19 protein-coding genes are annotated in these 24,428 nt (G+C 60.3%); 13 read left to right on the top strand and 6 right to left on the bottom strand.

All coding sequences use genetic code 11. The features are described from left to right. Nucleotides 1-85: 85 nt before the first annotated feature. Nucleotides 86-1,192 carry a glycosyltransferase family 4 protein gene (locus HY29_RS05240; RefSeq protein WP_034793549.1) on the top strand — a complete coding sequence of 369 codons (1,107 nt, stop codon included), beginning with the start codon at nt 86-88 and terminating at the stop codon, nt 1,190-1,192. A 6-nt stretch (nt 1,193-1,198) separates the two neighbouring features. On the opposite strand, the gene HY29_RS05235 is transcribed toward HY29_RS05240, so the two are convergent. Continuing rightward, nucleotides 1,199-2,299, bottom strand: coding sequence for a substrate-binding domain-containing protein (locus HY29_RS05235; RefSeq protein WP_034793545.1), 1,101 nt, complete (start codon nt 2,297-2,299; stop codon nt 1,199-1,201). A 268-nt stretch (nt 2,300-2,567) separates the two neighbouring features. Here HY29_RS05235 and HY29_RS05230 point away from each other — a divergent pair, with 268 nt between their 5' ends. Then, on the top strand, nt 2,568-3,761 hold the full coding sequence (locus HY29_RS05230) for a type III PLP-dependent enzyme (RefSeq protein WP_034793543.1): 1,194 nt from the start codon (nt 2,568-2,570) through the stop codon (nt 3,759-3,761). On the opposite strand, the gene murI is transcribed toward HY29_RS05230, so the two are convergent. Then, entirely contained in the window at nt 3,707-4,579 is an 873-nt protein-coding gene (gene murI, locus HY29_RS05225) for a glutamate racemase (RefSeq protein WP_051601149.1), read from the bottom strand. The two genes, HY29_RS05230 and murI, sit on opposite strands and share 55 nt — an antisense overlap. Before the next feature lie 125 nt (nt 4,580-4,704). On the opposite strand from murI, the gene HY29_RS05220 reads away from it, so the two are divergent. Beyond that, on the top strand, nt 4,705-5,007 hold the full coding sequence (locus tag HY29_RS05220) for a hypothetical protein (RefSeq protein WP_034793542.1): 303 nt from the start codon (nt 4,705-4,707) through the stop codon (nt 5,005-5,007). On the opposite strand, the gene HY29_RS05215 is transcribed toward HY29_RS05220, so the two are convergent. Then, on the bottom strand, nt 5,004-6,377 hold the full coding sequence (locus tag HY29_RS05215) for a sensor histidine kinase (protein ID WP_162176672.1): 1,374 nt from the start codon (nt 6,375-6,377) through the stop codon (nt 5,004-5,006). The genes HY29_RS05220 and HY29_RS05215 overlap by 4 nt on opposite strands. Before the next feature lie 224 nt (nt 6,378-6,601). Here HY29_RS05215 and HY29_RS05210 point away from each other — a divergent pair, with 224 nt between their 5' ends. From HY29_RS05210 to HY29_RS05170, 9 genes are all read left to right on the top strand, one after another. Then, on the top strand, nt 6,602-8,041 hold the full coding sequence (locus tag HY29_RS05210; RefSeq protein WP_051601147.1) for an efflux transporter outer membrane subunit: 1,440 nt from the start codon (nt 6,602-6,604) through the stop codon (nt 8,039-8,041). Nucleotides 8,042-8,073: 32 nt separating this feature from the next. Then, complete coding sequence (locus tag HY29_RS05205) at nt 8,074-9,351, top strand: efflux RND transporter periplasmic adaptor subunit (RefSeq protein ID WP_034793540.1); 1,278 nt, start codon at nt 8,074-8,076, stop codon at nt 9,349-9,351. Further along, nucleotides 9,348-12,569 carry an efflux RND transporter permease subunit gene (locus HY29_RS05200; protein WP_034793538.1) on the top strand — a complete coding sequence of 1,074 codons (3,222 nt, stop codon included), beginning with the start codon at nt 9,348-9,350 and terminating at the stop codon, nt 12,567-12,569. Before HY29_RS05205 ends, HY29_RS05200 begins: the two co-directional genes overlap by 4 nt. A 76-nt stretch (nt 12,570-12,645) precedes the next feature. Beyond that, nucleotides 12,646-14,862, top strand: a complete 2,217-nt coding sequence (locus HY29_RS05195; RefSeq protein WP_034793536.1) for a M13 family metallopeptidase — start codon at nt 12,646-12,648, stop codon at nt 14,860-14,862. 144 nt (nt 14,863-15,006) lie between these two features. Beyond that, the gene (locus HY29_RS05190; RefSeq protein WP_034793533.1) at nt 15,007-15,342 is read left to right on the top strand and encodes a PilZ domain-containing protein; all 336 of its coding nucleotides are present in this window, start codon (nt 15,007-15,009) and stop codon (nt 15,340-15,342) included. 111 nt (nt 15,343-15,453) lie between these two features. Next, on the top strand, nt 15,454-15,705 hold the full coding sequence (locus tag HY29_RS05185; protein ID WP_051601160.1) for a dodecin family protein: 252 nt from the start codon (nt 15,454-15,456) through the stop codon (nt 15,703-15,705). Nucleotides 15,706-15,848: 143 nt separating this feature from the next. Further along, entirely contained in the window at nt 15,849-16,433 is a 585-nt protein-coding gene (locus HY29_RS05180) for a glutathione peroxidase (protein ID WP_206741929.1), read from the top strand. Between the two features lie 140 nt (nt 16,434-16,573). Continuing rightward, entirely contained in the window at nt 16,574-17,755 is a 1,182-nt protein-coding gene (locus HY29_RS05175) for a thiolase family protein (protein WP_034793529.1), read from the top strand. Nucleotides 17,756-17,763: 8 nt separating this feature from the next. After that, nucleotides 17,764-18,834 (top strand): DUF2332 domain-containing protein, encoded by a 1,071-nt coding sequence (locus HY29_RS05170; RefSeq protein WP_051601146.1) that lies wholly within the window; start codon nt 17,764-17,766, stop codon nt 18,832-18,834. On the opposite strand, the gene HY29_RS05165 is transcribed toward HY29_RS05170, so the two are convergent. After that, entirely contained in the window at nt 18,831-19,934 is a 1,104-nt protein-coding gene (locus HY29_RS05165) for a serine hydrolase domain-containing protein (protein WP_034793526.1), read from the bottom strand. The two genes, HY29_RS05170 and HY29_RS05165, sit on opposite strands and share 4 nt — an antisense overlap. Nucleotides 19,935-19,966: 32 nt before the next feature. Beyond that, nucleotides 19,967-20,467: an Lrp/AsnC family transcriptional regulator gene (locus HY29_RS05160; protein ID WP_034793517.1), complete on the bottom strand. Its 501-nt coding sequence runs from the start codon at nt 20,465-20,467 to the stop codon at nt 19,967-19,969. A gap of 126 nt (nt 20,468-20,593) precedes the next feature. Here HY29_RS05160 and HY29_RS05155 point away from each other — a divergent pair, with 126 nt between their 5' ends. Continuing rightward, complete coding sequence (locus HY29_RS05155) at nt 20,594-24,052, top strand: indolepyruvate ferredoxin oxidoreductase family protein (protein ID WP_034793507.1); 3,459 nt, start codon at nt 20,594-20,596, stop codon at nt 24,050-24,052. A gap of 3 nt (nt 24,053-24,055) precedes the next feature. On the opposite strand, the gene HY29_RS05150 is transcribed toward HY29_RS05155, so the two are convergent. Next, nucleotides 24,056-24,382 carry a hypothetical protein gene (locus tag HY29_RS05150; RefSeq protein ID WP_034793505.1) on the bottom strand — a complete coding sequence of 109 codons (327 nt, stop codon included), beginning with the start codon at nt 24,380-24,382 and terminating at the stop codon, nt 24,056-24,058. Nucleotides 24,383-24,428 lie beyond the last annotated feature (46 nt).

Genomic DNA, 24,428 nt, shown 5'->3' with positions numbered 1-24,428 from the left:
TCAGGACGCAACTGGCCCTTTACGCACTCTACCAACCCCGCCAAAGTGACGCGGGACTGTGGCTGAGGCTGTTGAAGGAGCGCTCATGCGCATCATGCTCGTAACGGACGCCTGGGATCCTCAGGTGAATGGCGTCGTGCGCACAATGAAGCGCGTGATCGAGGAAACCGAGGCCATGGGCCATGTCTGGGAGATCGTTCATCCCGGACAGGGGTTCAGAACCATGCCCCTGCCCACCTATCCGGAGATCAAGCTGGCCCTGTTCGCCCGCCACCGGATCGAGGAGCGTTTCCACGAGTTCGAGCCGGACGCCATCCATATTGCCACGGAAGGCACGCTGGGCATGGCCGGGCGCGCCATGTGCCTGACGGTGAAACACCCCTTCTCGACCGCCTATCACACGCGCTTTCCGGAATATGTCGCCGCCCGCCTGCCGATCCCGGTTTCTGCCGGCTATTCCTTTGTGCGCTGGTTCCACAAATATTCCGGCAAGGTGATGGTGCCGACCCCGTCCATGGTGGAGGAGCTGAAAGCCCAGCGCTTCATCAATCTGGTCGCGTGGAGCCGCGGCGTGGACACGACCATGTTCAATCCGGACAAGCGCATTCCGGAAGGCGCGGAAGACGACCCGTTCAAGGGCCTGGCCCGCCCGATCTTCCTGAATGTCGGCCGCGTGGCAGTGGAGAAGAATATCGAAGCCTTCGCCGAGCTGGATCTGCCGGGCACCAAGGTGATCATTGGCGACGGCCCGCAGCGAGAAGAACTGGAGAAGCGCTACGAGGATGTCGTCTTCCTGGGCGCAAAGTTCGGCGAGGAATTGGCCACCTATTACGCCTGCGCAGATGTTTTCGTCTTCCCCAGCCTGACCGACACATTTGGCCTTGTCGTGCTGGAGGCGATGGCCTCAGGCACGCCTGTAGCGGCCTATGAGGCAACCGGCCCGCGCGATGTCATCCCCGGCTCCAATGCCGGCACGATCACGCCTATTGGCGGCGATCTGGCCGCCGGGGCAAAGGCCTGCCTGGATCTGGACCGGGAGACCTGCCGCAAATATGCCGAGGGCTATAGCTGGCGTGCCTGCGCGGAAGCCTTCATCGAGAATCTGCAGCCCCTGCCGGCCCCTGCCCGCAAACGCTTCTGGCAAAAGATCCGCCTGCGTCGCCGCAAGAAGCCACAAATCCCGGGCCTCTAGGACCCGCTATTTCCGCGCGCCCCGATTGGCCAGCTCTTCTGCAATCTCCTGCTGTGCGAGACGGTCTTCCGCCGGCAGCGGGATCAGTCCCTTTTCCAGCAGATAGCCATCCGGCCCCATGGCACGGTCTGACACGAATTCGGCAATGAATTCAGCAAGGCCCGGCACCAGCGGCAAATTCTGATCCTTCACATAGATATACATGCTGCGTGACAGGCCGTAATCGCCCGAGGCAATCGCTTCGAACGTCACCGCGACACCGTCCAGATGGGCCGCTTTTACCCGATCTCCATTCTGCTCCAGAAAGGAATAGCCAAGCACGCCAAGCGCGGTCGGTGTCTTGATCAGGGATTGGATGATGGCCGTATCATTCTCGCCCAGATCGATCCACGCGCCATCGGTGCGGATCGTATGCGTGCGCAGCTTGTAGGCGTCAGGATCAGATGTCTTGAGGGCCGCCATCGCGGGCACGTCCAGCGCCCCCTGCTCCATGCCCAGCTCGACAAAGGCATCGCGCGTGCCGGAGGTGGGCGGCGGGCCGAACACCATGATCGGCTCGTCCGGCAGATTCGGATTGACCTCAATCCAGCTATTGTAGGGATTGGCCATGAAGCCGCCCTGCCCATCCGGCAATTCCGCCGCAAGGGCGCGGTAGAGGTCCACCTTTCTCAGATCCAGCGGCGGGGCCTCACGGGCATTGGCCAACACAATGCCGTCAAAGCCGATGGAGAGGGCCGTGATGTCCGTAATGCCATTGCTGGCGCACAGGGCCGTCTCGCTTTCATGCACGGAGCGCGAGGCATCCGCGATGGAGGGATGGTTCGGGCCTATGCGCTGGCAGAAGGTCTTGAAGCCGCCGCCTGTGCCGGTCGTCTCGACAATTGGCGTCGGGTAGCGGGTTGTCGCGCCGAAGCGTTCCGCCACGGTCGTCGCAAAGGGCGCCACCGTGGACGAACCGACAATGCGGATCTTCTGCGCATCCTCACGGTCCACGGGCGGCGGCAGAATGACATCTCCCGTTTCCAGCTCGGACAAATCCGTTTTGCCACATGCCACAAGGCACGCCATCAAAAGGGATACGAAAAAAGGCCCAAGCCTGACTGTCATTTCGGGAGGAACTCCTCGGCAAGTGCTCGCGTTTTAATCAATTAGCGGCAGGGTTTCAGCCCTGTAGAATAAGGGCTTTACGCCCGTAATGTTATCTATGGGTGACAAAAAATGCACCATGCCCAAAATTTTCGCTTGCATGCCCGAATAGAGTCTCCTACATCGCCGTTCGAATTTGAAGCGGCGGACATCTGGGCCAACCCTTAAACTGGGGGCCCCCTGTACTAACGCCCAAAGCTGGTTAAAAGCCCTTTGGAGGTTAGGTGTCATGCACTCCTATGCTACTCCCTATAATATTGTTGCCGACGTGCAGCCGGACGTTCCTGTTTGGTGTTTCCGTCCGGAGCGCGTCACTGCGGCCGCGAAATGGTTCCGGGAATCTTTCCCGGGCGAGCCATTCTATGCCGTGAAGGCAAACCCTGGCGAGCACGTGCTGGAAGCCCTCTGGGAAGCGGGCGTGCGCAGCTTCGACACGGCCTCTCTCAACGAGATCGAGCTGATCCACCGTAAATTCCCGGGCGCCCGCATGGCGTTCCTGCATCCGGTGAAGAACCGCCGCGCGATCCAGCGTGCCTATCACGAGTTCGGCGTGCGCATCTTCGTCACCGACACGATGGAAGAACTGAACAAGATTCTTGAGGAAACCGACTACGCCAAGGACCTCACCATCATTGTGCGCATTGCGGTTTCCTGTGACGGCGCTGCCCTGCCGCTGGCCGGCAAGTTCGGCGCAGGCGCTGAGGATGCAACGGAAATCCTGCGCGAAGCCCGCCGCTATGCGGATGAGCTGGGCGTGTCCTTCCATGTCGGCAGCCAGGCCATGAAACCGACAGCCTGGGCGACTGCCATGGCAGACGTTTCCCGCATCATCATCGCGGCGTCCGTGACGGTCGACATCGTTGATGTCGGCGGCGGCTTCCCGTCGATCTATGCCGAAAACCCGCCTCCATCGCTGGAAGACTATGCGGCCATGGTCGAGCGTTCCTTCGAGACGATGTACGTTCTCGAAAACGCCGAACTGTGGTGCGAGCCGGGCCGTGCGCTGGTTGCTGAAGCAGAAAGCCTGCTGACCCGTATCGAACTGGTCAAGGGCGACGCGATCTACATCAATGATGGCTCCTATGGTGCCCTCTATGATGCCGTGCACGAGCGCTGGGCCTTCCCGATGCGCGCGCTGCCGGGCGATGGCCGCACGCTGGGCCGTCTGGTCGAGTACACCGTCTATGGCCCGACCTGTGACTCCACAGACAAATTCCCGGAGAAAGTCTGGCTGCCAGCCGGCCTGACCGAGGGCGACTATCTGGAATTCGGCAATCTCGGGGCCTATGGCCGTGCGATGTCCAGCCGCTTCAATGGCTTTGGCGAAACCGAAGTGGCCCTGGTCTACGATGCCCCCTGGCCGAGCCTCTACAATTCGGTCGGCGCGGAAGTCATCTCTATCGGCGCATCCGCCACGCTCTGAACATCCGGAAACCCATATCGCCTGAGGACCAGCGCCAGATCCGGCGCCTCTTCAGGCGGACTGGTCAGCCAGGCATGCCCGCCCAGGCCCCTGCCCTCAGTATCTGGCGGCAGCACGCGAATGGTCTGACGGGCAATCGCCGCCCCTGAATCGATATAGCTGACCGGCTGGGGCGCGCTCGCCACCAATTGGGCCCGCACCAGCGGGAAATGCGTGCAGGCGAGCACGATCGTATCGATCTTGTCACCGCCGGGGGCCTCGAACAGCGGGGCCTGCGCAGCGGCAAAAGCCTCGATGGCCAAGTCCTCCCCGCGCGCATGGGCTTCGGCCAGCTTCACCAGCTCGATACTGCCATGCATGATGACCTGGATGTCCTTGGCGAAGGTGTCGATCAGCTCTGCCGTATAGGCGCGGCGGATGGTGCCCGGCGTTGCCAAGAGGCCGACTGTGCCGGTCCGGGTCAGCTGCGCGGCGGGCTTGATCGCCGGGACGGTGCCGACAACCGGTATATCCAGTACGGCGCGTACATCCGGCAGGGCCAGCGTGGAGGCCGTGTTGCAGGCAATCACGAAGACATCCGGGCGGACATGCTCAACCAGGCGCCTTGCCACTTTCGGCAGGCGCTCTCGAAGCGCATCATCGGACTTGTCGCCATAGGGGAAAAAGCCGGAATCTGCTGAATAATGGATACCCAAGGCAGGCCCCAGCGCCCGAATTTCCTCGGCCACAGTCAGGCCGCCGACGCCGGAATCGAACACGAGTACCCTGCCCCGCGCAGGCGATGGAACGAAATTGGAGGGGAGCGTGTCGGTCAGCATTCCAGCGAATCCTAGTGGCATTTGCACAAGGCGAAAACCGGGCAAGCCCGTGGCTTTGGCACGGGATTTGTTGTGCAGCGCAACATAAGCAGCTATATATTCCTCTTTGGAACAAGGGAAATACTATGTTTGATCTCTGGCTGACACCTTGGCGCGCCACACTTTCCCTGACCGCCGCCACGCTTGAAACCATGATGGCCGCTCAGAAGAGCATGGCGATGCTGGCTCCCATGGGCACGGTTGAACCTGTGACGGAAAACAAGCTGCGCGACGCGTTTCATGTGGCAGCGGATGTCAATTTGCGCCGCTGGGAAGACACAGCCGGAGCCATCCAGAATTTGCCGAACTGGTATCATGAGATGAACCGCATGCCGGGCAATCTGATGACCGACTGGTTCGACGCTGCGCGCCGCGCCCCCAAAGCCTAATCAGACAGGCCTTCTTCGCGCGCGGCGGGCAACCATACCCCGAAGGCCGTGCCCTCGCCTATGCGGGTTTCGACAGCGAAACCGCCGCGATGATGGGCCATGATGTGCTTCACAATGGCAAGGCCCAGCCCTGTGCCGGTAATCTTTCCGCCCCGGCTCTGGTCGGCGCGGTAGAAGCGCTCTCCCAGACGCGGCAGGTGTTCACGCTCAATGCCTGGCCCCTGGTCCTCGACCCGCATCCAGACAGCCCGCTCCTTGGTGCCCGGCCGACCGGAAGCTGGCAGCAGGGTCATGCGCTCTGCGCCCATCCAGCTCTGGCCCGCCTTGATGCGCGCATCCGCCATGCTCCCAGAAAGGCCAAAGCTCAGCACGATCTGGCCGCCCTCAGCGGAATATTTCAGGGCGTTGGAGACAAGGTTCTCGACCACCTGAATCATCTCATCCCGGTGCGCAATGACCGGGATGCTGCCGCTTTCAGCCCGCACGTCCAGCCGCACGCCCTTCTCTGACGCAATCGCGCTGAAAGCGTGGGTGGCATCAGAGACGATATCCACGAAATCCTCGCGTTCCCTTGGGGAGACATGCTCAGACGACTCGATCCGCGACAGGGAGAGAAGGTCTGCGATCAAACGCGACATGCGCTGAGTCTCCCCCGCCATGATGGCAAGGAACCGGTCCCAGGAATCCTTGTCGTCCTTGGCGGGCCCGCGCATGGTTTCGATGAAGCCGGATAGCGCCGTCAGCGGTGTGCGCAGCTCATGGCTGGCATTGGCCAGAAAGTCTGATCGCGCCCGCGCGGCACGGCGAACAGGGGTCAGGTCTTCCAGCACGACAAGCGTGCGTCGTGCCTTGCCCGGACGGGAAACATAGGCCCGCCATGTTTCATCCGGACCACTCTCAACCTCGACAGCGGCAGGCTCGACCGTACCGCTCTGAATGGCATTCTCGATGGCAGACAACAGCCCTGGAGAGCGGATGACCGTGCTGGCGCGCGGGTTCACCCGGCCATCCAGACGCAGGATGAACTCCGCCTCCTCATTGAAAGCGACAATGCGCTGCTCATCATCAATTTCGAAGGCTGGCAGCGGCAGGGCGTCCAGCATGACGGTGGAATCGCTGGGCTCCGGCGTGATGGCTGTCTGCTCAATCGCAAAGCGCGGACTAATCGGCAGGATCGACGCCGTGCCAACATAAACTGCTGTGGCCACAGAGGCCGCCACGAGCAGGGCAGCAAAGGCCTCAATCAGGCCCACAGCCCCGGTCAGCCACATCAAAAGCAGAATCGCGCCGAAACAGGCAACCAACGTCACAAAGTCACGGGCGCGCCTTGTCAGGGCCTTCTTTGCCGCTTCCTTTGCGTCGGCTGACATGCCTTCGCTCATCGCAACTCCCGTTAACAGACTGCCCACAGACATCCTTATCTGTAGCGGCTATTGTGTAACGATAAAACTACCAAGTGCCGTTATGCATATGCGGCACATAAGTTACTGTCTCTTAATCATAAAATGATTATTGAATAACGATAATTTCTCGTTGACAGTCGACTAGCGGACGCGTAACGGAAAAAAGACTAAGTGGGAGCGTTGCCAACGGCATGACACGATCAATTCTTATTTTCAGCACGGCATTTCTTGCTGCGTGCGCCTCATCACAGGCAAACCTGCCCGGAATCGATGGCGACCGGGGGGAAATCTTTGCCGTTGCGCCGGAAGCTCCTGCTGAATGGGCCGCGCGTGGCGTGGCCGGAACGGCGCCAACGGGCAGCTGGCTGACACAGTTCAATGATCCGATCATGGTCAATCTGGTACAGGAAGCGCTTGCCAACAGCCCGACGCTGGAATCGCGCGCAGCCCTCGTGCGCGCCGCCAAGGCCGCCACACGCACAGCGCGCTCCCAGCGCCTGCCCAATGTGGATGCTTCTGTCTCTGCGGGTGGCACCTCCAATGGCTTCGAGACGGCCAGCGGCATCGACCGCAGAACCGACAGCGTTTACGGCCTCGGCGTAGATGCCAGCTGGGAAGCAGATTTGTGGAACCGGCTGGGCCGCGGCGTTGCCGCCTCCGAAGCCGATCTTGCTGCAAGCGAAGCTGATCTCGCCGCTGCCGAACTGTCGGTTGCTGCGCAGACCGCGATTGCCTGGATCAATCTGAACGCCGCCCTCGCGCAGGAAAATGTCGCCCTTCAGACCTATGAAGCACGCGACCGTGTGCGCATCCTGACAGAGCGACGCTTCCAGCGCGGTCTCGCCCAAGCGCTGGACGTGCGCACGGCCCGCAGCGCGCTGGCAGGGGCCGAAGCCAATATCGCCCTGCGCCGCCAGCTTTCCGGAGAAGCCGCCCGCCGTCTTGAAATCCTGCTGGGCCGTTATCCGGCAACGGAAATTGAGGCCCCCGCAGAATTGCCGGTGCTGGACGTGATGCAGCCGGAAGGCAATCCGATGCTTCTGCTGGCCCGCCGCCCGGATATTGCCGGCGCAGAGGCAAGACTGGTCGCTGCCGGCCTGAGAGCAGAACAGGCACGCCTGGCCATGCTGCCGAGCCTGCGCCTGACCGGCTCTGTCTCCACCAGCCAGGCCGATTTCGCAGACGCAATCGACCCAGAACGTATCGCCGCCCGCCTGGTCGCCAGCCTGGTGCAACCGCTGTTTACCGGCGGCCGCCTCAGTGCGCAGCGCGACGCCGCCATCGCCCAGGCAGAAGCCGCCATCGCCAATTATGCCAGCGCAGCCCTGTCTGCCTGGGGAGAAGTGGAAGACGCGCTTGCCGCTGACACCCTGCTCGCAGATCAGGAAGACGCGCAGATGCGTTCCCTGGAAGAAGCCCGGCTCGCAGAAGAGTTGGCAGAACGTCAGTACACAAGCGGCACGATCACAATCTTCAACCTGATTGATGCCCAGACACGCCGCCTGACAGCGGAAAGCAACCTCGTTTCGGCACGCGCCAATCGCGCGACCAACCGCATTTCCTACCACCTCGCCCTTGGTGGCGGCTTGCCCGTGAGCGCCGCTGCCAATGTTAGCCAAGCCTCGCAATAAGACGTCGCAGAATAGCGACAGGAGATAAATAAATGGGACGCGTTCTTTCAGTCATATTGCCGATCGGCATCATTGCCATTGTTGGTGGTGTCGGGTTCGTCGCACTGTCAGCCTTGAAACCGGAACCCGAGAAGGCCGCTGAAGCCACTGCCGGGCTGAATGTGTTTGCAGAGCCTGTGCGCCAGGGTGATCTGGAGCTTGTTGTCGAGGCGCAGGGCGAAGTGAAGCCGCGCCGGGAGATCATCGTCGCCCCGCAGACATCTGGCCGCATCTCATATGTTTCTCCGGATTTCATTGATGGGGGCTTCATCAAGAAAGGCCAGCTTCTGGTACGGGTTGAAGCGGCCGATTATGAACTCGCCGTCGTCCGTGCACAATCTACCGTGGCGTCGGCTCAACAGGCCCTTGCCCGCGAAGAAGCAGAAGCCGAACTGGCCCGTCAGGATATTCTGGATTTGGGCATTGAAGATGCCTCCCCTCTTGCCCGGCGGGAGCCGCAGCTGGCGGAAGCGCGCGCTGCATTGGAAGCCGCGCGCGCTCAGCTGAAGGATGCTGAACTGGCCCTGGGCCGGACAGCCGTCTACGCACCTTTTGATGGCCGCGTCCGCGAACGCAATGTGGATATCGGCCAGGTCGTGGCCACTGGCCAGTCCCTGGGCAATATCTTTGCCAATGATGTGGTTGAGGTGGCCATGCCCCTGAACGACACGGAAATGGGCCGTCTGGGCCTGCCGCTCGCCTTTGTCGCCACCAAGGAAAATCCGGGACCGGACGTTACCTTCCGCGCCGTGGTTGGCGGTGTGCCGCGGGAATGGCATGGCCAGGTTGTCCGCACGGCGGCCGCCGTCAACTCGCAGACCCGCCAGATCAATGTGATCGCGGAACTGAAAGACCCGTATGGCGCCGGCGCCGATGGCGATGCGCCGATGGCCCCCGGCCTGTTCGTAACGGCTGCCATCAAGGGCGAGACGATCAAGGATGTGCTGATCGCGCCCCGCGCGTCCCTGCGCGGTGATGACCGCATCTTCATCGGCCTGCCGGATGAGGGAAAGCTGTCGATCCGCCAGATCGATCTGATCTATTCCGACCCGGATGGTGCCTATGTCTCCTCCGGTGTGGAACCAGGCGAACTGGCTATTGTGAGCCCCATCCAGGCACCTTTCGATGGCATGAACATCACCGTGATGCAGCGTATGGAAGATGGCTCTATCAAGGTCTATGAACGCACATCCTCCGAAGACACATCAAAAGCAGATGAGACCGCCGAACTGGCTCAGGCTGGTGACAGTGACAATGGAGTGGCCCAATGAGCGGCATCGTTGCCTGGTTCGCGCGTAACGCGGTTGCAGCCAACCTGCTGATGATCGTTGCCTTTGTGGGCGGCGTCTTTGGCTACACCAAGATGGAACAGGAGATGTTCCCGGTCGTGAATGTGAGCGGGGCATCTGTTTCTGTTGCCTGGAACGGCGCCTCGCCACAGGATGTCGAGGAACAGATCGTCACACGGATCGAGGAAGCCGTCGCAGACATCAACGGCCTGGACCGGATCACCTCCATCGCCAATGAAGGCTTTGGTGTGGTCAACATCAAGGGCCGTGACGATGTCGACATGGACAAGTTCCTGGACGATGTGAAACTGCGTGTCGACCAGATCAACAACATGCCCCAGGCGGCGTTCCAGCCACAGGTTACGCGCTGGGAACAACGCAACTCGTTCATGGGCCTGGCAATTCATGGCAATGTCGATGAACGCACACTGAAACGCCTTGGCGACAAGGTACGCGATGACATTGCCAATATCCGCGGCGGCGAACTGGCCGAGTTGAATGGCGTACTTGATGAGCAGGTGAATATCGAGGTTTCCGAAGAGGCTCTTCGACGCTTCGGGATCAGCTTCACCGATGTGGCCAATGCCATTCGTCAATCCTCTCTGAACTCTTCCGGCGGACGCATCGAATCCTCTTCCGGCGATGTAGCAATTACCGCCCGCCAACTGGCTGACACAGCCGGTCAGTTTGGCAACATCATTATTCGCCAGACGACTGAAGACGGCACGATCCGCGTGGATGATGTCGCATCGATCGATGATGGCTTCGTCACGGACAAGTTCAAAGCGACCTTCGATGGCGAGCCAACCGTGTTCGTCATGATCCCGTCGCCGGACACGATGCACATTCTGGATTATACCGACAGCTTCCACAAATACGTGAAAAAGGCCAATGATCCGGCCAATGGCATCCTGCCCCAGGCCGTGAAAGTGGATGTGCTTTGGGACGATTCCGAAAGCTTCCAGGACCGTATGGACCTGATCACGCAATCCGCTTTTCAGGGCGCTGTGCTGGTGATGCTGGTGCTGATCCTGTTCCTGCGCCCGACTGTGGCGCTGTGGGTGACGGCAGGCATCATCACGGCGTTCGCAGGCGGCATCATGCTGCTGCCCTATTTCGGCGTCTCGTGGAACATTCTGTCGACCTTCGCCGTGCTGCTGGTGATCGGCGTGATCGTGGACGACGCGATCGTTGTGGGAGAGAACATACACAAGGAGATTGAAAGCGGCCGGAGCGAAGGCCTGGATGCGGCTATCATCGGCACCCAGATGGTTCTCAAGCCCGTCATCTTCGGGGTTCTCACCACAATCATCGCCTTCCTGCCCTGGGCGTTCATCACGGGCCCGACCCGCATGTTCACGCAGCAGATCACCTTCGTGGTGGTGGCTGCGCTGATCTTCTCGGTGATCGAGTGCATGCTGATCCTGCCGAGTCACCTGTCGCACATGAAGAAGCAGAAATTTGACGGCCCGTCCGGCAAGCTGCTGAAACTGCAGCACAGCATTGCCGACAGCCTTCTGTGGTTTGCCAACAATCTCTACAAGCCCGCGCTCGAAGTGGCGATCCGCTTCCGCTATGCAACCTTGGCCCTGTTCTTCTGCCTGTTCTATCTGGCCACCCAGGTATCAAGCATGGGGATTGTTCCATTCAAGTTCATGCCGGAAATCGAAGCCGACATGATCCAGGTTGAGATCAGCATGCCGGAAGGCACCCCTTATGAGCGCCTGATTCAGGTACGTGACCAGCTTCAGGCTGGGATTCAGAAAACCAAGGAAGAAGCCCATACGGAATTCCCGGATGTCAAAGGTGACCTCATCACCTCTGCCTCCGTGGTTGCCTCTGGCACCAGTGTCCGCTCATGGATCAGCATCATCCCGCCGGAAGAACGCCCTGTCGGATTGCGGTCCAAGGAAGTCTCCGAATTCATGCGCACAAATGTCGGCGACATTCAGGATGCAGAAGAAGTCACATTCGACTTCACCTTCAATGACGAACAATCCGGCGTACGCTTTGCCCTGAACCACCCGAATCTGGAGCGTCTGCGCGAAGCGGCCGCTGTCGTGAAGGAACATCTGGCGACGTACAACAACGCCTATGATATCGGGGACAATCTGTCGTCCGCTGCTGAAGAGATCCGCATTTCGCTGAAGCCGGGCGCAGAAACCCTTGGCGTGACGCTGGCGCAAGTCTCCCAACAGGTACGCCAGGCCTATTTCGGGGAAGAGGTCCAGCGCCTGCCCCGTGACGGAGAAGACGTCCGCGTCATGGTACGCCTGCCTGAAACGGCACGGGAAAACCTGGACAGCCTCAGCGCCCTGAGAGTGCGCACGGCAGACGGGCGCGAGATCCCGATCAATCAGGTCGCGAACTTCGAGTATGCCCCCGGCATCAACCGGATCATCCGGCGCAACCGCACCCGTTCTGTCTCGGTCTATGCCGAAGTCATGGGCGAAGGCGGACGCGGCCAGATCATGGGCGCCATGGAGCAGGATTTCTGGCCCGACTTCCAGAAACAGTTCCCGGACGTACAACGCGGTGAAGCTGGCGGCTTTGAAGAAGAGCAGAAATTCTTCTCGGAGATCGGCCGCCTTATCCTGATCGCCATCGGCACGATGTATATCCTGCTGGCCGTGGCCTTCCGGTCCTATGCCCAGCCCGTCCTGCTGATGATGGCCCTGCCCTTCGCCTATTGCGGCGCGGTGTTCGGCCTGTGGCTATTCGATACGCCGATGGCGATGTTCTCCTTCTTCGGCATTGCCGCTGCAGCAGGCGTCGTGATCAACGACAACCTCGTCCTGATCGATTATGTGAACCGCAGGCGTGATGAAGGCGCGGGCGCAGTGCAGGCCCTGGTGGATGGCGGCGTGTCGCGTTTCCGCCCGATCCTGCTGACCTCCGTGACGACCTTTGTCGGCATTCTGCCGCTTATCGCGGAGAAATCCGTACAGGCGCAGTTCCTCAAGCCGATGGTGGTGTCGCTCGGCGCGGCAGTGGCCTTCGCCCTGTTCGTGTCCCTGCTGATGGTTCCGGCCATGTATGCTGTGGGCGTGGAGATTGGCCGCATCTTCCGCTGGACCTGGGGTGGCAAGCCCTTCCGCCAGATCGGAGAGACCTATAGCGGCGAAGTGACAATTGATGAAGAAGAGTTGATCGGCACCAGCCACAGTGGTGGGCTTGGCCCGGCGGCTCCTGCGGAGTAAATTACCTTCAATTGATGTGTATTTACCCGCCCCTTCTGGACGGCTGGTGCGCATCTAAAAGTCTGGGAGAGACCTAATGAAGAAACTCATGCTTGGTGTCGCAACTGCGGCGCTACTGGCTGCCTGCACGACAGCGCAAACCGATGAGACCGTTCAAACGGTAGAAGCAGTTGAAACCGTAGAAGCGCCGCCTGCAGAAACTCCGCCCCCCGCACGTCCGACGCCAAATGCGGACGGCAAGTATGTGACCGCAGATGGCCTGGAACTGACCGCTGCTGACTATTGGGGCCCTTGGGGCATCGACCTGACCCTTCAAAATCCTGCCGTGAAGCCGGGTGATAATTTCTACGCCTGGGCCAATGGCAAATGGCTCGATTCCTTTGAAATCCCGGCCGACAAATCGCGTTATGGATCATTTGACCTGCTGGCGGAAAAGTCCGAACAACGCGTTCTGAAGATCATTGATGATCTGGCTGCTGCAAAGCCCGCGCTTGATACGCCGGAAGGCAAGATCGGCGCTTACTATAATGCCTACATGGCCACTGACACGATCAACGCTGCAGGCCTGACCCCAGCCCAGCCCTATCTGGACAAGATCCAGTCCATCAAGAACCTGGATGATCTGGCCGTTCTGTTCAGTTCGCCGGGCTTCAGCTCCCCGATCAATGGCTTTGTCTTCTCTGATGACATGGATCCGAACACGAACATCTTCCAGATGAGCATGGGCGGCCTCGGCATGCCGAACCGCGACTATTATCTCAAGACGGACGACAAATCTGTTGAGCTGCGCGCCGACTATCTGGAACTGCTGACCTTCCTGCTGAGCGAAGCCGGCTATGACGATGCCCCGGCAGAAGCCCAGAAAGTGCTCGATCTGGAAACAGAGCTTGCCAAGGCAGACTGGGACCCTGCCCTCTCCCGCAATCCGGAAATCACCTACAACAAGGTGTCAAAGGATGATCTGGCCGCAATGTCCGGCAGCTTCCCGGTGGTTCGTGCCCTCGACACGATCGGTGTCGGTGACCAGAAGGAATTCCTCGTCGCAGAAATTCCGCCGACCCCTGAGGAACTCGAAATGGCTGGCATCACGCCTGAGCAGGCTGAAAAGCTTGGCGGCGGCTTCCCTGCCATGTTCCAGATCATCAGCGATACGCCGCTGGACACCTGGAAGGCCTATCTGACCGCGCACTTCCTGTCCAATTACAGCAGCGTTCTGCCGCAGGAAATCGATGATGCCGACTTCGCCTTCTATGGCACCGCCCTGCGCGGTCAGCCAGAACAGCGCGAACGCTGGAAGCGGGCCGTGTCCGCCACTCAGGGCGTGCTGGGTGAAGCCATCGGCAAGGTGTTTGTCGAGCGTTACTTCCCGCCGGAAAACAAGGCGGAGATGGACGAACTGGTCAAGAATTTGCGCAAGGCCATGGCGCTGAACCTGGAAGACCTTGGCTGGATGAGCGAAGCCACAAAGGTGAAGGCAGAAGAGAAGCTCGACGCCTTCAACCCGAAGATCGGCTATCCGGACAAGTTTGAAACCTATGACACGCTCGTCGTGGGCGACAACGCCCTGGAAAACCAGATCAATGCTGGCAAATGGGCCCTTGAGGACAATATCTCGAAACTGGGCAAGCCGGTCGACAAGACCGAATGGTTCATGACCCCGCAGACGATCAACGCCTATTACAACCCGGCCTATAACGAGATCGTCTTCCCGGCCGCTATCCTGCAGCCGCCCTTCTTCAACATCTCGGCTGATCCGGCTGTGAACTATGGCGCCATTGGCGGCGTCATCGGTCACGAAATGGGCCACGGCTTTGATGACCAGGGCGCCAAGTATACCGGTGACGGTGTACTGCAGAACTGGTGGACCGAAGAAGATCTGGCCGCCTTCCGTCAGCTGGGCGATGCGCTGGCCGAGCAATATTCGGCTTACTGCCCGCTGGATGATGGCGAGACCTGTGTGAACGGCCGCCTGACACTTGGCGAGAACATTGGCGACCTCGGCGGTCTGTCCCTCGCCTATCGTGCCTACAAGATGTCCCTGAACGGCGAGGAAGCCCCCATCATTGACGGGCTGACCGGCGACCAGCGCTTCTTCATGTCCTGGGCTCAGGTCTGGCGCGCCAAGTATCGCGAAGAGGCGACGCGTAACCAGATGGCAAGCGATCCGCACTCCCCGCCGAACTATCGTGTGAACGGCATCGTTCGCAACCTGGACGAGTGGTACAAGGCCTTTGATGTCCAGCCGGGCGACGCATTGTACCTGCCGCCGGAAGAGCGCGTGCGCATCTGGTAATCACCCAGAAATAGTAATCTATGTTACAGAAAGCGGCGCTTAACGGCGCCGCTTTTTTTTATCGCGCGTTAAGAATGTCTTGCTAGCATGCAGATTGGTATGGGGGTTGCATAGAATAGTCCAAGCAAAGGACCCTAAACCAATATGGCAATTCTGGACCGCCTCTTCGGAAGTCGAAAATCAGAGACTCAAGCGCCCACGACCGAGCGCGTAGAGCAAATGGTTGCCACACATTTGGAGCGGCCGCGGCCTGCCCGCGCCATGGTCTATCGTGAAGCTCATGTCACCTATGATTCCGGCTACAAGCGCCGCGGCATAGTGCTGGATCACTCTGATACAGGCGTGCGTCTGCGCTTCCCCACCAATGAACGCCTGCCGGCTACGGTGACCCTGAATGCCAGCGCTGTCGGCCTGGAAGGCACGGCCCGCGTGGTATGGCAGGAAGGCTCTGAAGCCGGATTCTCCCTGACCCGGCGCTAGTCTCCCGGTCCTCAAATCGGGTCGGCGAAACTTTCCCCAGGGACAACTTCCTTGGCTTTTCCCGCATTTCAAGCTTGTATGGCCTCCCATCAGAAGGAAAGGGAGACCCAAATGGCCATCATGAAGTCCGAGCAGATCCTCGCCGAATCCAGCAAATCATTCGAGGATGCCATTCAGACAGCCATCACCCGGTTCGATGCGACGGTAAAAGGCCTCGCCTCCGCCTATGTGAACGAGATGTACACCACCATCAAGAATGGCAAGATCGAGAAGTATCGCGTCAATCTTCAGATGACGTTCGAGGTGATGCCGCCAAAACCGGCTGACAAGGCCTCTCGCAAGAAGGCAACCAAGAAGAAATAAAGACCTCTTCGTTCCGGCGGGCACGATGCTTACTGGCGCCCTGCCCGCCGCGACAGCCTCACATTCCCGGCATCTTGCCAGAAAAGAGCGTGACAAGTTGCACGGTCCGCCTAATTTCCATCGAAAGCTGGAGGAGATGACCCATGCCCCGTTCCCTGATGATCGCCACCCTTGCGCCACTCTGCCTGGGCGCCATCGCCGCCCTGCCCGCGAGCGCGGAAGGCCCAGCCCCCGCCCCTGAACAGGAGACTGCCATGAACGCCACCGAATTTACCTCAATCGACGGCAAGACGCTGGACCTGACCTCTCTCGGCGCCAAGGCCATCCTTGTTGTGAACACCGCCTCCAAATGCGGATACACACCGCAATATGAGGGCCTGCAGGAACTCTATGAATCGAAGAAAAAGGACGGCCTGGTCATTGTCGGCGTGCCCTCCAATGATTTTGGCGGACAGGAGCCAGGCACCGAGTCTGAAGTCAAAACCTTCTGCCAGATCAATTACGGCGTCACCTTCCCGCTGACCAAGAAATATGCCGTCACCGGCGCGGAAGAGCATCCCTTCTATCTCAACGCGGTCGACAAGCTGGGCGAAGGCGCACAGCCGAAATGGAACTTCCACAAGGTGCTGATCTCCGGCGGCGGAACGCCCCTGAAGGCCTACCCCTCTGCGACCAAGCCGTCTGATCCGGACTTGCTGGCTGATATTGACGCAGCCCTCGGCGGCTGATGCACCCCTGCCCTGCGCCATAACGTGCCCTCACAGGGGGGCACGTCAGGTCGATTACGACCTAAGCACGGTCTTGACGACTCCCCGGTGGAAGCGCTTTGTGTTCGCAATTGCAGAAAACCCCAGCGGAAGGAAACTCCATGTCAGAACAAGATCCCGTCGTCATCGTCGGTATGGGCCGTACCCCCATGGGCGGCCTACTCGGTGACCTTGCCAGCATGACTGCCAGCGAACTCGGCGCCATCGCGATCGAGAAAGCCGTCGGCGAAGCCAAACTGTCCGTCGGCGAAGCCAATGAGATCATCATGGGCAACTGCCTTCCGGCCGGCCAGGGACAGGCCCCTGCCCGTCAGGCAGGCTTCAAGGCTGGCCAGGATAAGAGCCTGGAAGCCACCACGATCAACAAGATGTGCGGCTCCGGCATGCAGGCGGCCGTGATGGGCCGCAACGCCATCCTCGCCGGGGAAGCCAGCATCGTCATCGCAGGCGGCATGGAATCCATGACCAATGCGCCGCACCTGATGCATGTGCGCAAGGGCCACAAATACGGCGCCATGGCCGCAGAGGACCATATGGCGCTGGACGGCCTGTCCGATGTCTACAAGGGCGGCCCCATGGGCCAATTCGCCGACATGATTGCCGGGGAATACCAGTTCACCCGCGAACAACAGGACGCATATGCCCTGGAAACGCTGAGCCGTGCCCAGAAGGCGACAAAAGAAGGCAAGTTCAAGCGCGAAATCGCGCCCGTCACGATCAAGAGCCGCAAGGGCGAGACGGTCGTTGATACAGACGAACTGCCCCGCACGGCGATGCCGGAAAAGATCCCGACACTCCGCCCCGCCTTCAGCAAGGAAGGCACCGTCACGGCGGCCAACGCCTCCGCGATTTCCGATGGCGCAGCAGCTATTGTGCTGATGCGTGAATCCGAAGCCAAAAAGCGCGGCCTCACCCCACTGGCCAAGATCGTTTCTGCCTCCAGCCACGCACATGAGCCGGAATACTTCACCACGGCGCCTGTGCCGGCCATGAAGAAGGCCCTCGAAAAGGCTGGGTGGAGTGTTGATGATGTCGACCTCTGGGAAATCAATGAGGCCTTCGCGGTCGTTCCGATGATTGCCATGAAGGAAATGGGCATTTCCCATGACAAGCTGAACGTGAATGGCGGCGCCTGTGCCATGGGCCACCCGATTGGTGCCTCCGGCGCCCGCCTGATCGTCACCCTGCTCGCCGCCATGGAAGATCGCGGCGTCAAGAAAGGCATGGCCAGCCTCTGCATAGGCGGCGGCGAAGGCATTGCCATGGCAGTTGAGCGCTACTAGGCGCTGATATGCTGGAAGATACCCGGATCCCGGATCATTTCGTCGAACAGGCGGGCTGGTGCGAGGATCTGGGGTCTCCCTTTACCGCCGCATTGCTGCGAAGATTCGCGGAAGACTTTGATGCTGGCGGCCCCACTCATGATCTGTGCAAGGACTGGAGCGGCAGTCCCCGCAAGGATGCCCTGGGCCTGCGCATTGCCGGCGCCCTGCATCATGCGGTTCTGACAGGCGACGCCCCGGATCTTGCCGCCACCTACCCCGCCGCAAGATATGACTGGTCCATGGATGACATCTGGGCCATCGCAAGCGCCTGGCTGTCGGCCCATATGGAGCATGTCAGGTCTTTCATCAAAAGCCCTCCGCAGACCAATGAAACCCGGCGCTGTATTGCCCTGCTGCCGGGTTTTCTGCATCTCGCGGATAAATACCGCATGCCGATGAACCTGCTGGAACTGGGCGCAAGTGCGGGTCTGAACCAGAACTGGGACCGTTACGCCTATGATGGCGGAACCTGGCAGCGCGTCAGCACATCCAACGTGACAATCAGCACGCATTGGCGTGGGCCTGAGCCGGCCCATCTGGACACGGCGCCAGTCATCGCATCACGTGCCGCATGTGACCTGAACCCGATAGATGTTTCGGATGAGGCCGCCTATCTGCGCCTGAAAAGCTATGTCTGGCCGGACCAGACAGAACGGCTGAGCCGTCTCGACGCTGCGGCAGCTCTGGCCCGGCGCACAGGCGTACACGTGGACCAGGCGGATGCCGCCGACTGGCTGGCCCGCATGCTAAGCGAACGTCCGCAAGGAGAGCTGACCGTCATCTATCATTCGGTCTTTCTGGTCTATCCGCCTCGCGATGTCATCGCGCAGATCATGCAGATGATCGAACAGGCAGGCGCCGGTGCCAGCGCCAATGCGCCTGTGGCCTGGCTGTGTTTTGAACCGGAATCCCTGTTCGGGGGCAGTCGCGCCTCGCCGCGCATGCAGACCCGCCTGAAGACCTGGCCGGATGGCGAAAACCTGCTGTTCAACGAGTCGAACGGACATGTGACTGAGGTTGACAGCCTCCTCGGCTAGTCACTCTCTTCTGAGGCGTAACTCGCGGCCAGTTCTGCTGAAAACCCATTCAGGGCGGATGCGGCTTTCTGACTGAAGCTGTTTGTGTTCACGATGATGACCAGCCCCTGTTCCGGAAGAACATGAATGGTCGACAGCCACATCGTGTTCGATCCGCTATGGCCCAGAACCGGTCCCAGTTTTCCCGGCGGGATCATTCCCCATCCGAAGGCATAATCCGAATCTGCATCCGGATAAGGCGTCATCAGCTTTTCTTCCGTCGGTCCGGGCGTCAGGAACTGGCTGAGGAAAACAGCATGCGGCACGAGTGGCACATGCAGGGTTCCCGCAGGCCCCAGCGCAGCCGGATTGTCCGCTGCCGTGCCTTTCCCTTTAGCCTTCCATTTGCCAAAGAGGTTTCTGGCATGGCCCTCAATGCCTTCTTGCGGCGGGCCAAAGCCCCAGCCTTCGCCTTCCGGAACCAGCGTTGAGAGAAACAGGGCCTCATAATTTTCATAGCCCTGACGCTCGGCGATCCGGTCAATCGCGGCCCCGGCGATCATGTAGCCCAGATTGCTGTACTGGAAAGCTCCGACTTTTCCGTCAGGCGCTTTGGAGAGATAGTTTTGGGCCAGCTCTGTTCGCTGCGCCTCCACAGGCTCTTTGGAACCCCGGCTGGTCAGGAACCAGGTGACGCCCGGATTGGCTGCCAGACCGCTGCGATGCGAGAACAGCTGCTCGATGGTCACATCCTGCCAGGCGGGGTCCATCTCCTCCGCCAGGTCCGGAAACAGCTCCGGCAGGGTCGCGCCCCATTCGGCCTCCCCCTGCTCCACCAGACGGCCATAGAGCAAGGCTGTGAGCATCTTGGTGTTGGAGCCGATATGCCATGCATCGTCCGGCTGGACCGCGTCTGCGCTGCCTTTGCGCCGTTCACCTGAAACCGCAAGTCCCAGCACGTCGCCGTCCGTGTCCACCACCACAGCGCCCAGCGCGACAAGCCCCGCATCCTGGCGAACAGACTCCACTTTTTCCTGAAGTTCAGCCTCGGTCAGCGGCGCCGCCATGGCGGCAAGCCCCGTCAGACCCAAAGTGGCGGCCGCAATCATTGAACGAAACATCACATATCTCCTGCTATCCTTTAGAGGTATAGTCAGGTGGACGAGGACTTTCTTACATCTTCCACCAGATCCAGCGGCAGCGCCGTCGTGCGCTTGGCCACACGGATGACGATGCGAGACTGAACATCCGAGACAAGGGCAGACCCCAGCAGCTTGTCACGCAGGAAATTGTCATAGGCATGCATGTCGGTCGTCACGATGTGGATCATGTAGTCCACTGCGCCTGTCACCGTCATGCATTCGACGACTTCCTGCCAATCGCGCACCATGCGCTCAAACGCTTCGAGGTTTTCCCGGCTCGGCAGCGCCAATTTGACGCTTGCCAGAACTTCGAAGTTGAGTCCGAGCGATTTATTGTCCAGCAGGGTGACGCGCCCGGTAATGAACCCGGCCTCTTCCATGCGTTTGATACGCCGCCAGCAGGGTGAAGAGGACAGACCAACACGGTCAGCGATCTCGGCAACGGATAGTCCGGCATCATGCTGGATGATGTCCAGGATCCGCGCATCAACTGCATCTAGTTCTTGGGCCAATTTTGCTTAAACTCCTGCAAATTCCGGTAAATTTTACCCCGGAATAACAAAAACCGCGCAAGAAAGGCAAGCAATTTCGTGCGATTTACCCAATAATATGCCACAAACCCTTGGGATAGGCATATCATGCAACATCGCGAAGTTACGCTGGACGACAAATACGACCTTGTCGAGGGCAAAGCTTTTATGACGGGTATTCAGGCCCTCGTGCGCCTGCCGCTTGATCGCAAACGACTGGATATTGGCATGGGGCTGAACACGGCCGGCTTCATATCCGGCTATCGTGGCTCTCCCCTTGGCGGATATGACCAGCAATTGCGGGCTGCCCAGAAATGGCTCGACACCTATGACATCAAGTTCTGGGAAGGCCTGAACGAAGACCTCGGCGCAACCGCCGTCTGGGGCAGTCAGCAACTCGGCCTGTTTCCAGGCGCCCGATATGATGGCCTGTTCGGTATCTGGTATGGCAAGGCCCCCGGCGTTGACCGGACAGGTGACGTGTTCAAGCACGCCAATGCCGCTGGCGCCTCAAAGCATGGCGGCGTCGTTTCGATTATTGGCGACGACCATAATTGCAAATCCTCCACCCTGCCCTCGCAATCCGAATTCGCGATGCAGGATGCCGAAATCCCTGTGCTGAACCCGGCCTCCATTCAGGATGTGCTGGACTATGGCATCCATGGCTGGGCGATGAGCCGTTTCTCCGGCGCGTGGACCGGCCTTGTCGCGCTGGCGGATACAATGGATTCCGGCGCCGTGGTCAGCGTGGACCTCAGCCGCTTCAACTTTGTCACCCCGGACTTTGTGCTTCCGGAAGACGGCGTCCACATGCGCCGCGGTGACAGCCCGCTGGATAAGGAACGCCGCCTGCGCCAGGTGAAGCTTCCCGCTGCGCAGGCCTATGTGCGCGCAAACCAGCTTGATCAGGTCATCCTGCCGTCGCCGAAGCCCCGTATCGGCGTCATTGTGACAGGCCAGGCCGCCCGCGACGTGTTCGAGGCGCTCGCGGCGCTTGGCCTCTCTCCGCAGGATGCGGGACGCCTGGGCCTCTCCATCTACAAGGTCGCAATGCCATGGCCTCTGGAGCCGGAAGGGGTTCGGGCGTTCTGCCGGGGGCTTGAGCGCGTCGTCGTCATTGAACACAAGCGCCCCCTGATCGAGGATCAGCTGCGCTCTGCCCTCTACGACCTGCCGGATGGCCAGCGCCCCTATATCGAAGGCAAGCGCGACCGCGAGGGCAAGCCCCTGCTGTCAGACATCGCCTCCATCTCCATCCCGGAAATGGCGGGCGCGCTGATGAAGATCATGCCGGAAGGCTGGGATACGAGCCGCGCCGACGCCTATTTCGACCGCGTCGGCCGGGCGGGCGAAGCGGCCCGTACCAATGCCTCCGAAACGATCCGCACACCGCACTATTGCTCGGGCTGCCCGCACAATACGTCTACCGTGGTGCCGGAAGGCTCCCGCGCCATGGCAGGCATTGGCTGCCACTATATGGCGAACTTCATGCCGGACCGGAAAACCGACATGACCAGCCAGATGGGCGGCGAAGGCATTGCCTGGGTCGGCCAGCACTGGGCGACCGATGAGGGCCACGTCTTCGTGAACCTTGGCGATGGCACCTATTCCCACTCCGGCAGCCTTGCCATCCGCGCCGCGGTCACCTCCGGCGCAAACATGACCTACAAGATCCTGTATAATGACGCCGTCGCGATGACGGGCGGCCAGCATGTCGAATCCGGCCAGACCCCGGCCCAGATTGCGCAACAGGTAGAGGCCGAAGGCGTCGAGAAGATCGTCATCGTCACCGAAGACCCGACCCGTTATGCCAATGTGGCTGACCTGCCCCGCCGCGTAAAAATCTATGACCGCGAAGATCTGGACAACGTTCAGGACATGCTGCGCAAGACCAAGGGCGTCTCGGTCATGATCTATGACCAGATCTGCGCCACCGAAAAGCGCCGCCGCTCCAAGCGCGGCCTGCGCGCGCCGGACCGCACGCGCGTCGTTATCAATACCGAAGTCTGCGAAGGCTGTGGCGATTGCTCCATCAAGTCGAACTGTCTCTCGGTTGAGCCGGTCGAGACGGAACTGGGCCGCAAGCGCCGGATCAATCAGTCCACCTGCAATACAGACCTGTCCTGCCTGCGCGGGTTCTGCCCCAGCTTTGTGACCATTCAGGATGGCGAACCGGCCTGGGAAGACCAGCCGCGCCCGGTATTTGACGATGCCGGCCTGCCCCTGCCCGAAACGCCCAGCCTGGCTGAGCCCTGGAACGTGCTGTTCACAGGCGTCGGTGGCACAGGTGTCACGACGGTGGCGGCCGTGCTGGCCATGGCCGCACATGTGGATGGCCATGCCGCGTCCAGCCTGGACATGACCGGTCTTGCCCAGAAAGGTGGCCCGGTGCTGAGCCATATCCGATTTGCCCGCGAGCCGGAGATGATCTCCACCGGCCGCGTCCCGCCGGCCAGCGCAGACCTGATCATTGCGTGCGACTTGGTTGTGGCCGCAGGCGGCGATGCCATCAACATGATGGATGCCGGCCGCACAGCTGCCTATGCCAATTCCGATGTCACGCCGACCAGCGAATTCATCCGTGACCGGTCAAAGCGGTTCGAGAGCGATCTTCTGGCCTCCCGCGTGAAGCGTCAGGCACGTGACTTTGCCGCTTTTGATGCCGAGGCGCTGGCCGTCGGATACCTGCATGACGCGATCTACACCAACATGATCATGGTCGGCTATTCCTGGCAAAAGGGCCAGGTGCCGGTCAGCCTGCGCGCGCTTTACCGCGCCATTCGTCTGAATGGTACGAAGGTGCAGGATAACATGTCCGCCTTCAATATTGGCCGGATTGCCGCCGCAGACCCGCAGCGTCTGGAACAACAGCATGACCCGCGCGGCCATCTTGAGCCAAAGACGCTGGACGAGCTGATCGACGACCGCGCAGAGCGCCTGACGAAATATCAGGATGCGGCTTATGCCGAAAAATATCGCAGCATCGTTTCGCAAGTCCGCGCGGCGGAGCATGGCGCAGGCCTTGGCGACAAGCTGACCCGGGCCGCGGCCACCTATGCCTACAAGGTGATGGCCTACAAGGATGAGTACGAAGTCGCCCGTCTCTACACGGATGGCAGCTTTGCCGACTATGTGGCGAAACAATTCAAGGGCGGCAAGATGCGCCTGATGCTGGCCCCTCCGATCCTCGCCAAGAAGGATGCCCAAGGCCACCTGCAGAAAAAGCATTTCGGTGCCTGGATGCTGACGGTCTTCAAGCTGATGGCGAAGTTCAAGGGGCTGCGCGGTACCAAGTTCGACCCGTTTGGCTATACCGAAGAACGCAAGATGGAACGCCAGATCCGCGATGACTATCTCACCGGCCTCGCCCGCATCGCGCAGGAACTGACGGCAAAGAACCATGAGCTGGCCATCTCACTCGCCGAAATTCCGGACGATATCCGCGGATATGGCCATGTGAAGGATGCGGCAGTCGAAACCGCCAAGGCGAAGGAAGCGGAGCTTTGGGCCAACTGGCCGGAGGGCAAACTGCCGACCGAGAAGACGACCCTGATCTCGGCGAAGTAGTCTCTACTTCGCCGCGCTCACATCGACGTCCACAATCCGGCCCTTCTTGCCGAGCTTTTTCAGCTCGCGCTCAAGATATTTCTTCTTGATCGTCTTCCGGATGTGCTTGCCATTTCTGTAGGTCACATCGATGCGGACATGCTCGTCCGGCCCGTCCAGCGCGTCGCCGGTTACGCGCACCGCGCCGGAACCGACCGCATAGGCGCCCTTGGCCGTGCCCTCGACAACATCCCCCGCCACACTTACCGGTACGGTAACGATCTTGCTGGCCATGCAAGCGGGCAGAGTGATGAGCGCGCCTGCAAGCAGCGCGGTACGTAGAATGGTCATGTGCGGAAAGCCTCCCCTGTTCAGGGGCCACCTAATCAGGGAAGTG

Origin of the sequence: Hyphomonas beringensis, from assembly GCF_000682755.1 — a bacterium.
Lineage (GTDB): Bacteria > Pseudomonadota > Alphaproteobacteria > Caulobacterales > Hyphomonadaceae > Hyphomonas > Hyphomonas beringensis.
Note: the sequence above shows the minus strand (reverse complement) of the source record. Positions and strands in the feature narration are given on the sequence as shown.

What these genes read in the sequence shown, in the direction of transcription:
- HY29_RS05240 (WP_034793549.1), top strand. Translation starts at nt 86, where the DNA reads ATGCGCATCATGCTCGTAACGGACGCCTGGGATCCTCAGGTGAATGGC.
- HY29_RS05235 (WP_034793545.1), bottom strand. Translation starts at nt 2,299, where the DNA reads ATGACAGTCAGGCTTGGGCCTTTTTTCGTATCCCTTTTGATGGCGTGC.
- HY29_RS05230 (WP_034793543.1), top strand. Translation starts at nt 2,568, where the DNA reads ATGCACTCCTATGCTACTCCCTATAATATTGTTGCCGACGTGCAGCCG.
- murI (WP_051601149.1), bottom strand. Translation starts at nt 4,579, where the DNA reads ATGCTGACCGACACGCTCCCCTCCAATTTCGTTCCATCGCCTGCGCGG.
- HY29_RS05220 (WP_034793542.1), top strand. Translation starts at nt 4,705, where the DNA reads ATGTTTGATCTCTGGCTGACACCTTGGCGCGCCACACTTTCCCTGACC.
- HY29_RS05215 (WP_162176672.1), bottom strand. Translation starts at nt 6,377, where the DNA reads ATGTCAGCCGACGCAAAGGAAGCGGCAAAGAAGGCCCTGACAAGGCGC.
- HY29_RS05210 (WP_051601147.1), top strand. Translation starts at nt 6,602, where the DNA reads ATGACACGATCAATTCTTATTTTCAGCACGGCATTTCTTGCTGCGTGC.
- HY29_RS05205 (WP_034793540.1), top strand. Translation starts at nt 8,074, where the DNA reads ATGGGACGCGTTCTTTCAGTCATATTGCCGATCGGCATCATTGCCATT.
- HY29_RS05200 (WP_034793538.1), top strand. Translation starts at nt 9,348, where the DNA reads ATGAGCGGCATCGTTGCCTGGTTCGCGCGTAACGCGGTTGCAGCCAAC.
- HY29_RS05195 (WP_034793536.1), top strand. Translation starts at nt 12,646, where the DNA reads ATGAAGAAACTCATGCTTGGTGTCGCAACTGCGGCGCTACTGGCTGCC.
- HY29_RS05190 (WP_034793533.1), top strand. Translation starts at nt 15,007, where the DNA reads ATGGCAATTCTGGACCGCCTCTTCGGAAGTCGAAAATCAGAGACTCAA.
- HY29_RS05185 (WP_051601160.1), top strand. Translation starts at nt 15,454, where the DNA reads ATGGCCATCATGAAGTCCGAGCAGATCCTCGCCGAATCCAGCAAATCA.
- HY29_RS05180 (WP_206741929.1), top strand. Translation starts at nt 15,849, where the DNA reads ATGCCCCGTTCCCTGATGATCGCCACCCTTGCGCCACTCTGCCTGGGC.
- HY29_RS05175 (WP_034793529.1), top strand. Translation starts at nt 16,574, where the DNA reads ATGTCAGAACAAGATCCCGTCGTCATCGTCGGTATGGGCCGTACCCCC.
- HY29_RS05170 (WP_051601146.1), top strand. Translation starts at nt 17,764, where the DNA reads ATGCTGGAAGATACCCGGATCCCGGATCATTTCGTCGAACAGGCGGGC.
- HY29_RS05165 (WP_034793526.1), bottom strand. Translation starts at nt 19,934, where the DNA reads ATGTTTCGTTCAATGATTGCGGCCGCCACTTTGGGTCTGACGGGGCTT.
- HY29_RS05155 (WP_034793507.1), top strand. Translation starts at nt 20,594, where the DNA reads ATGCAACATCGCGAAGTTACGCTGGACGACAAATACGACCTTGTCGAG.
- HY29_RS05150 (WP_034793505.1), bottom strand. Translation starts at nt 24,382, where the DNA reads ATGACCATTCTACGTACCGCGCTGCTTGCAGGCGCGCTCATCACTCTG.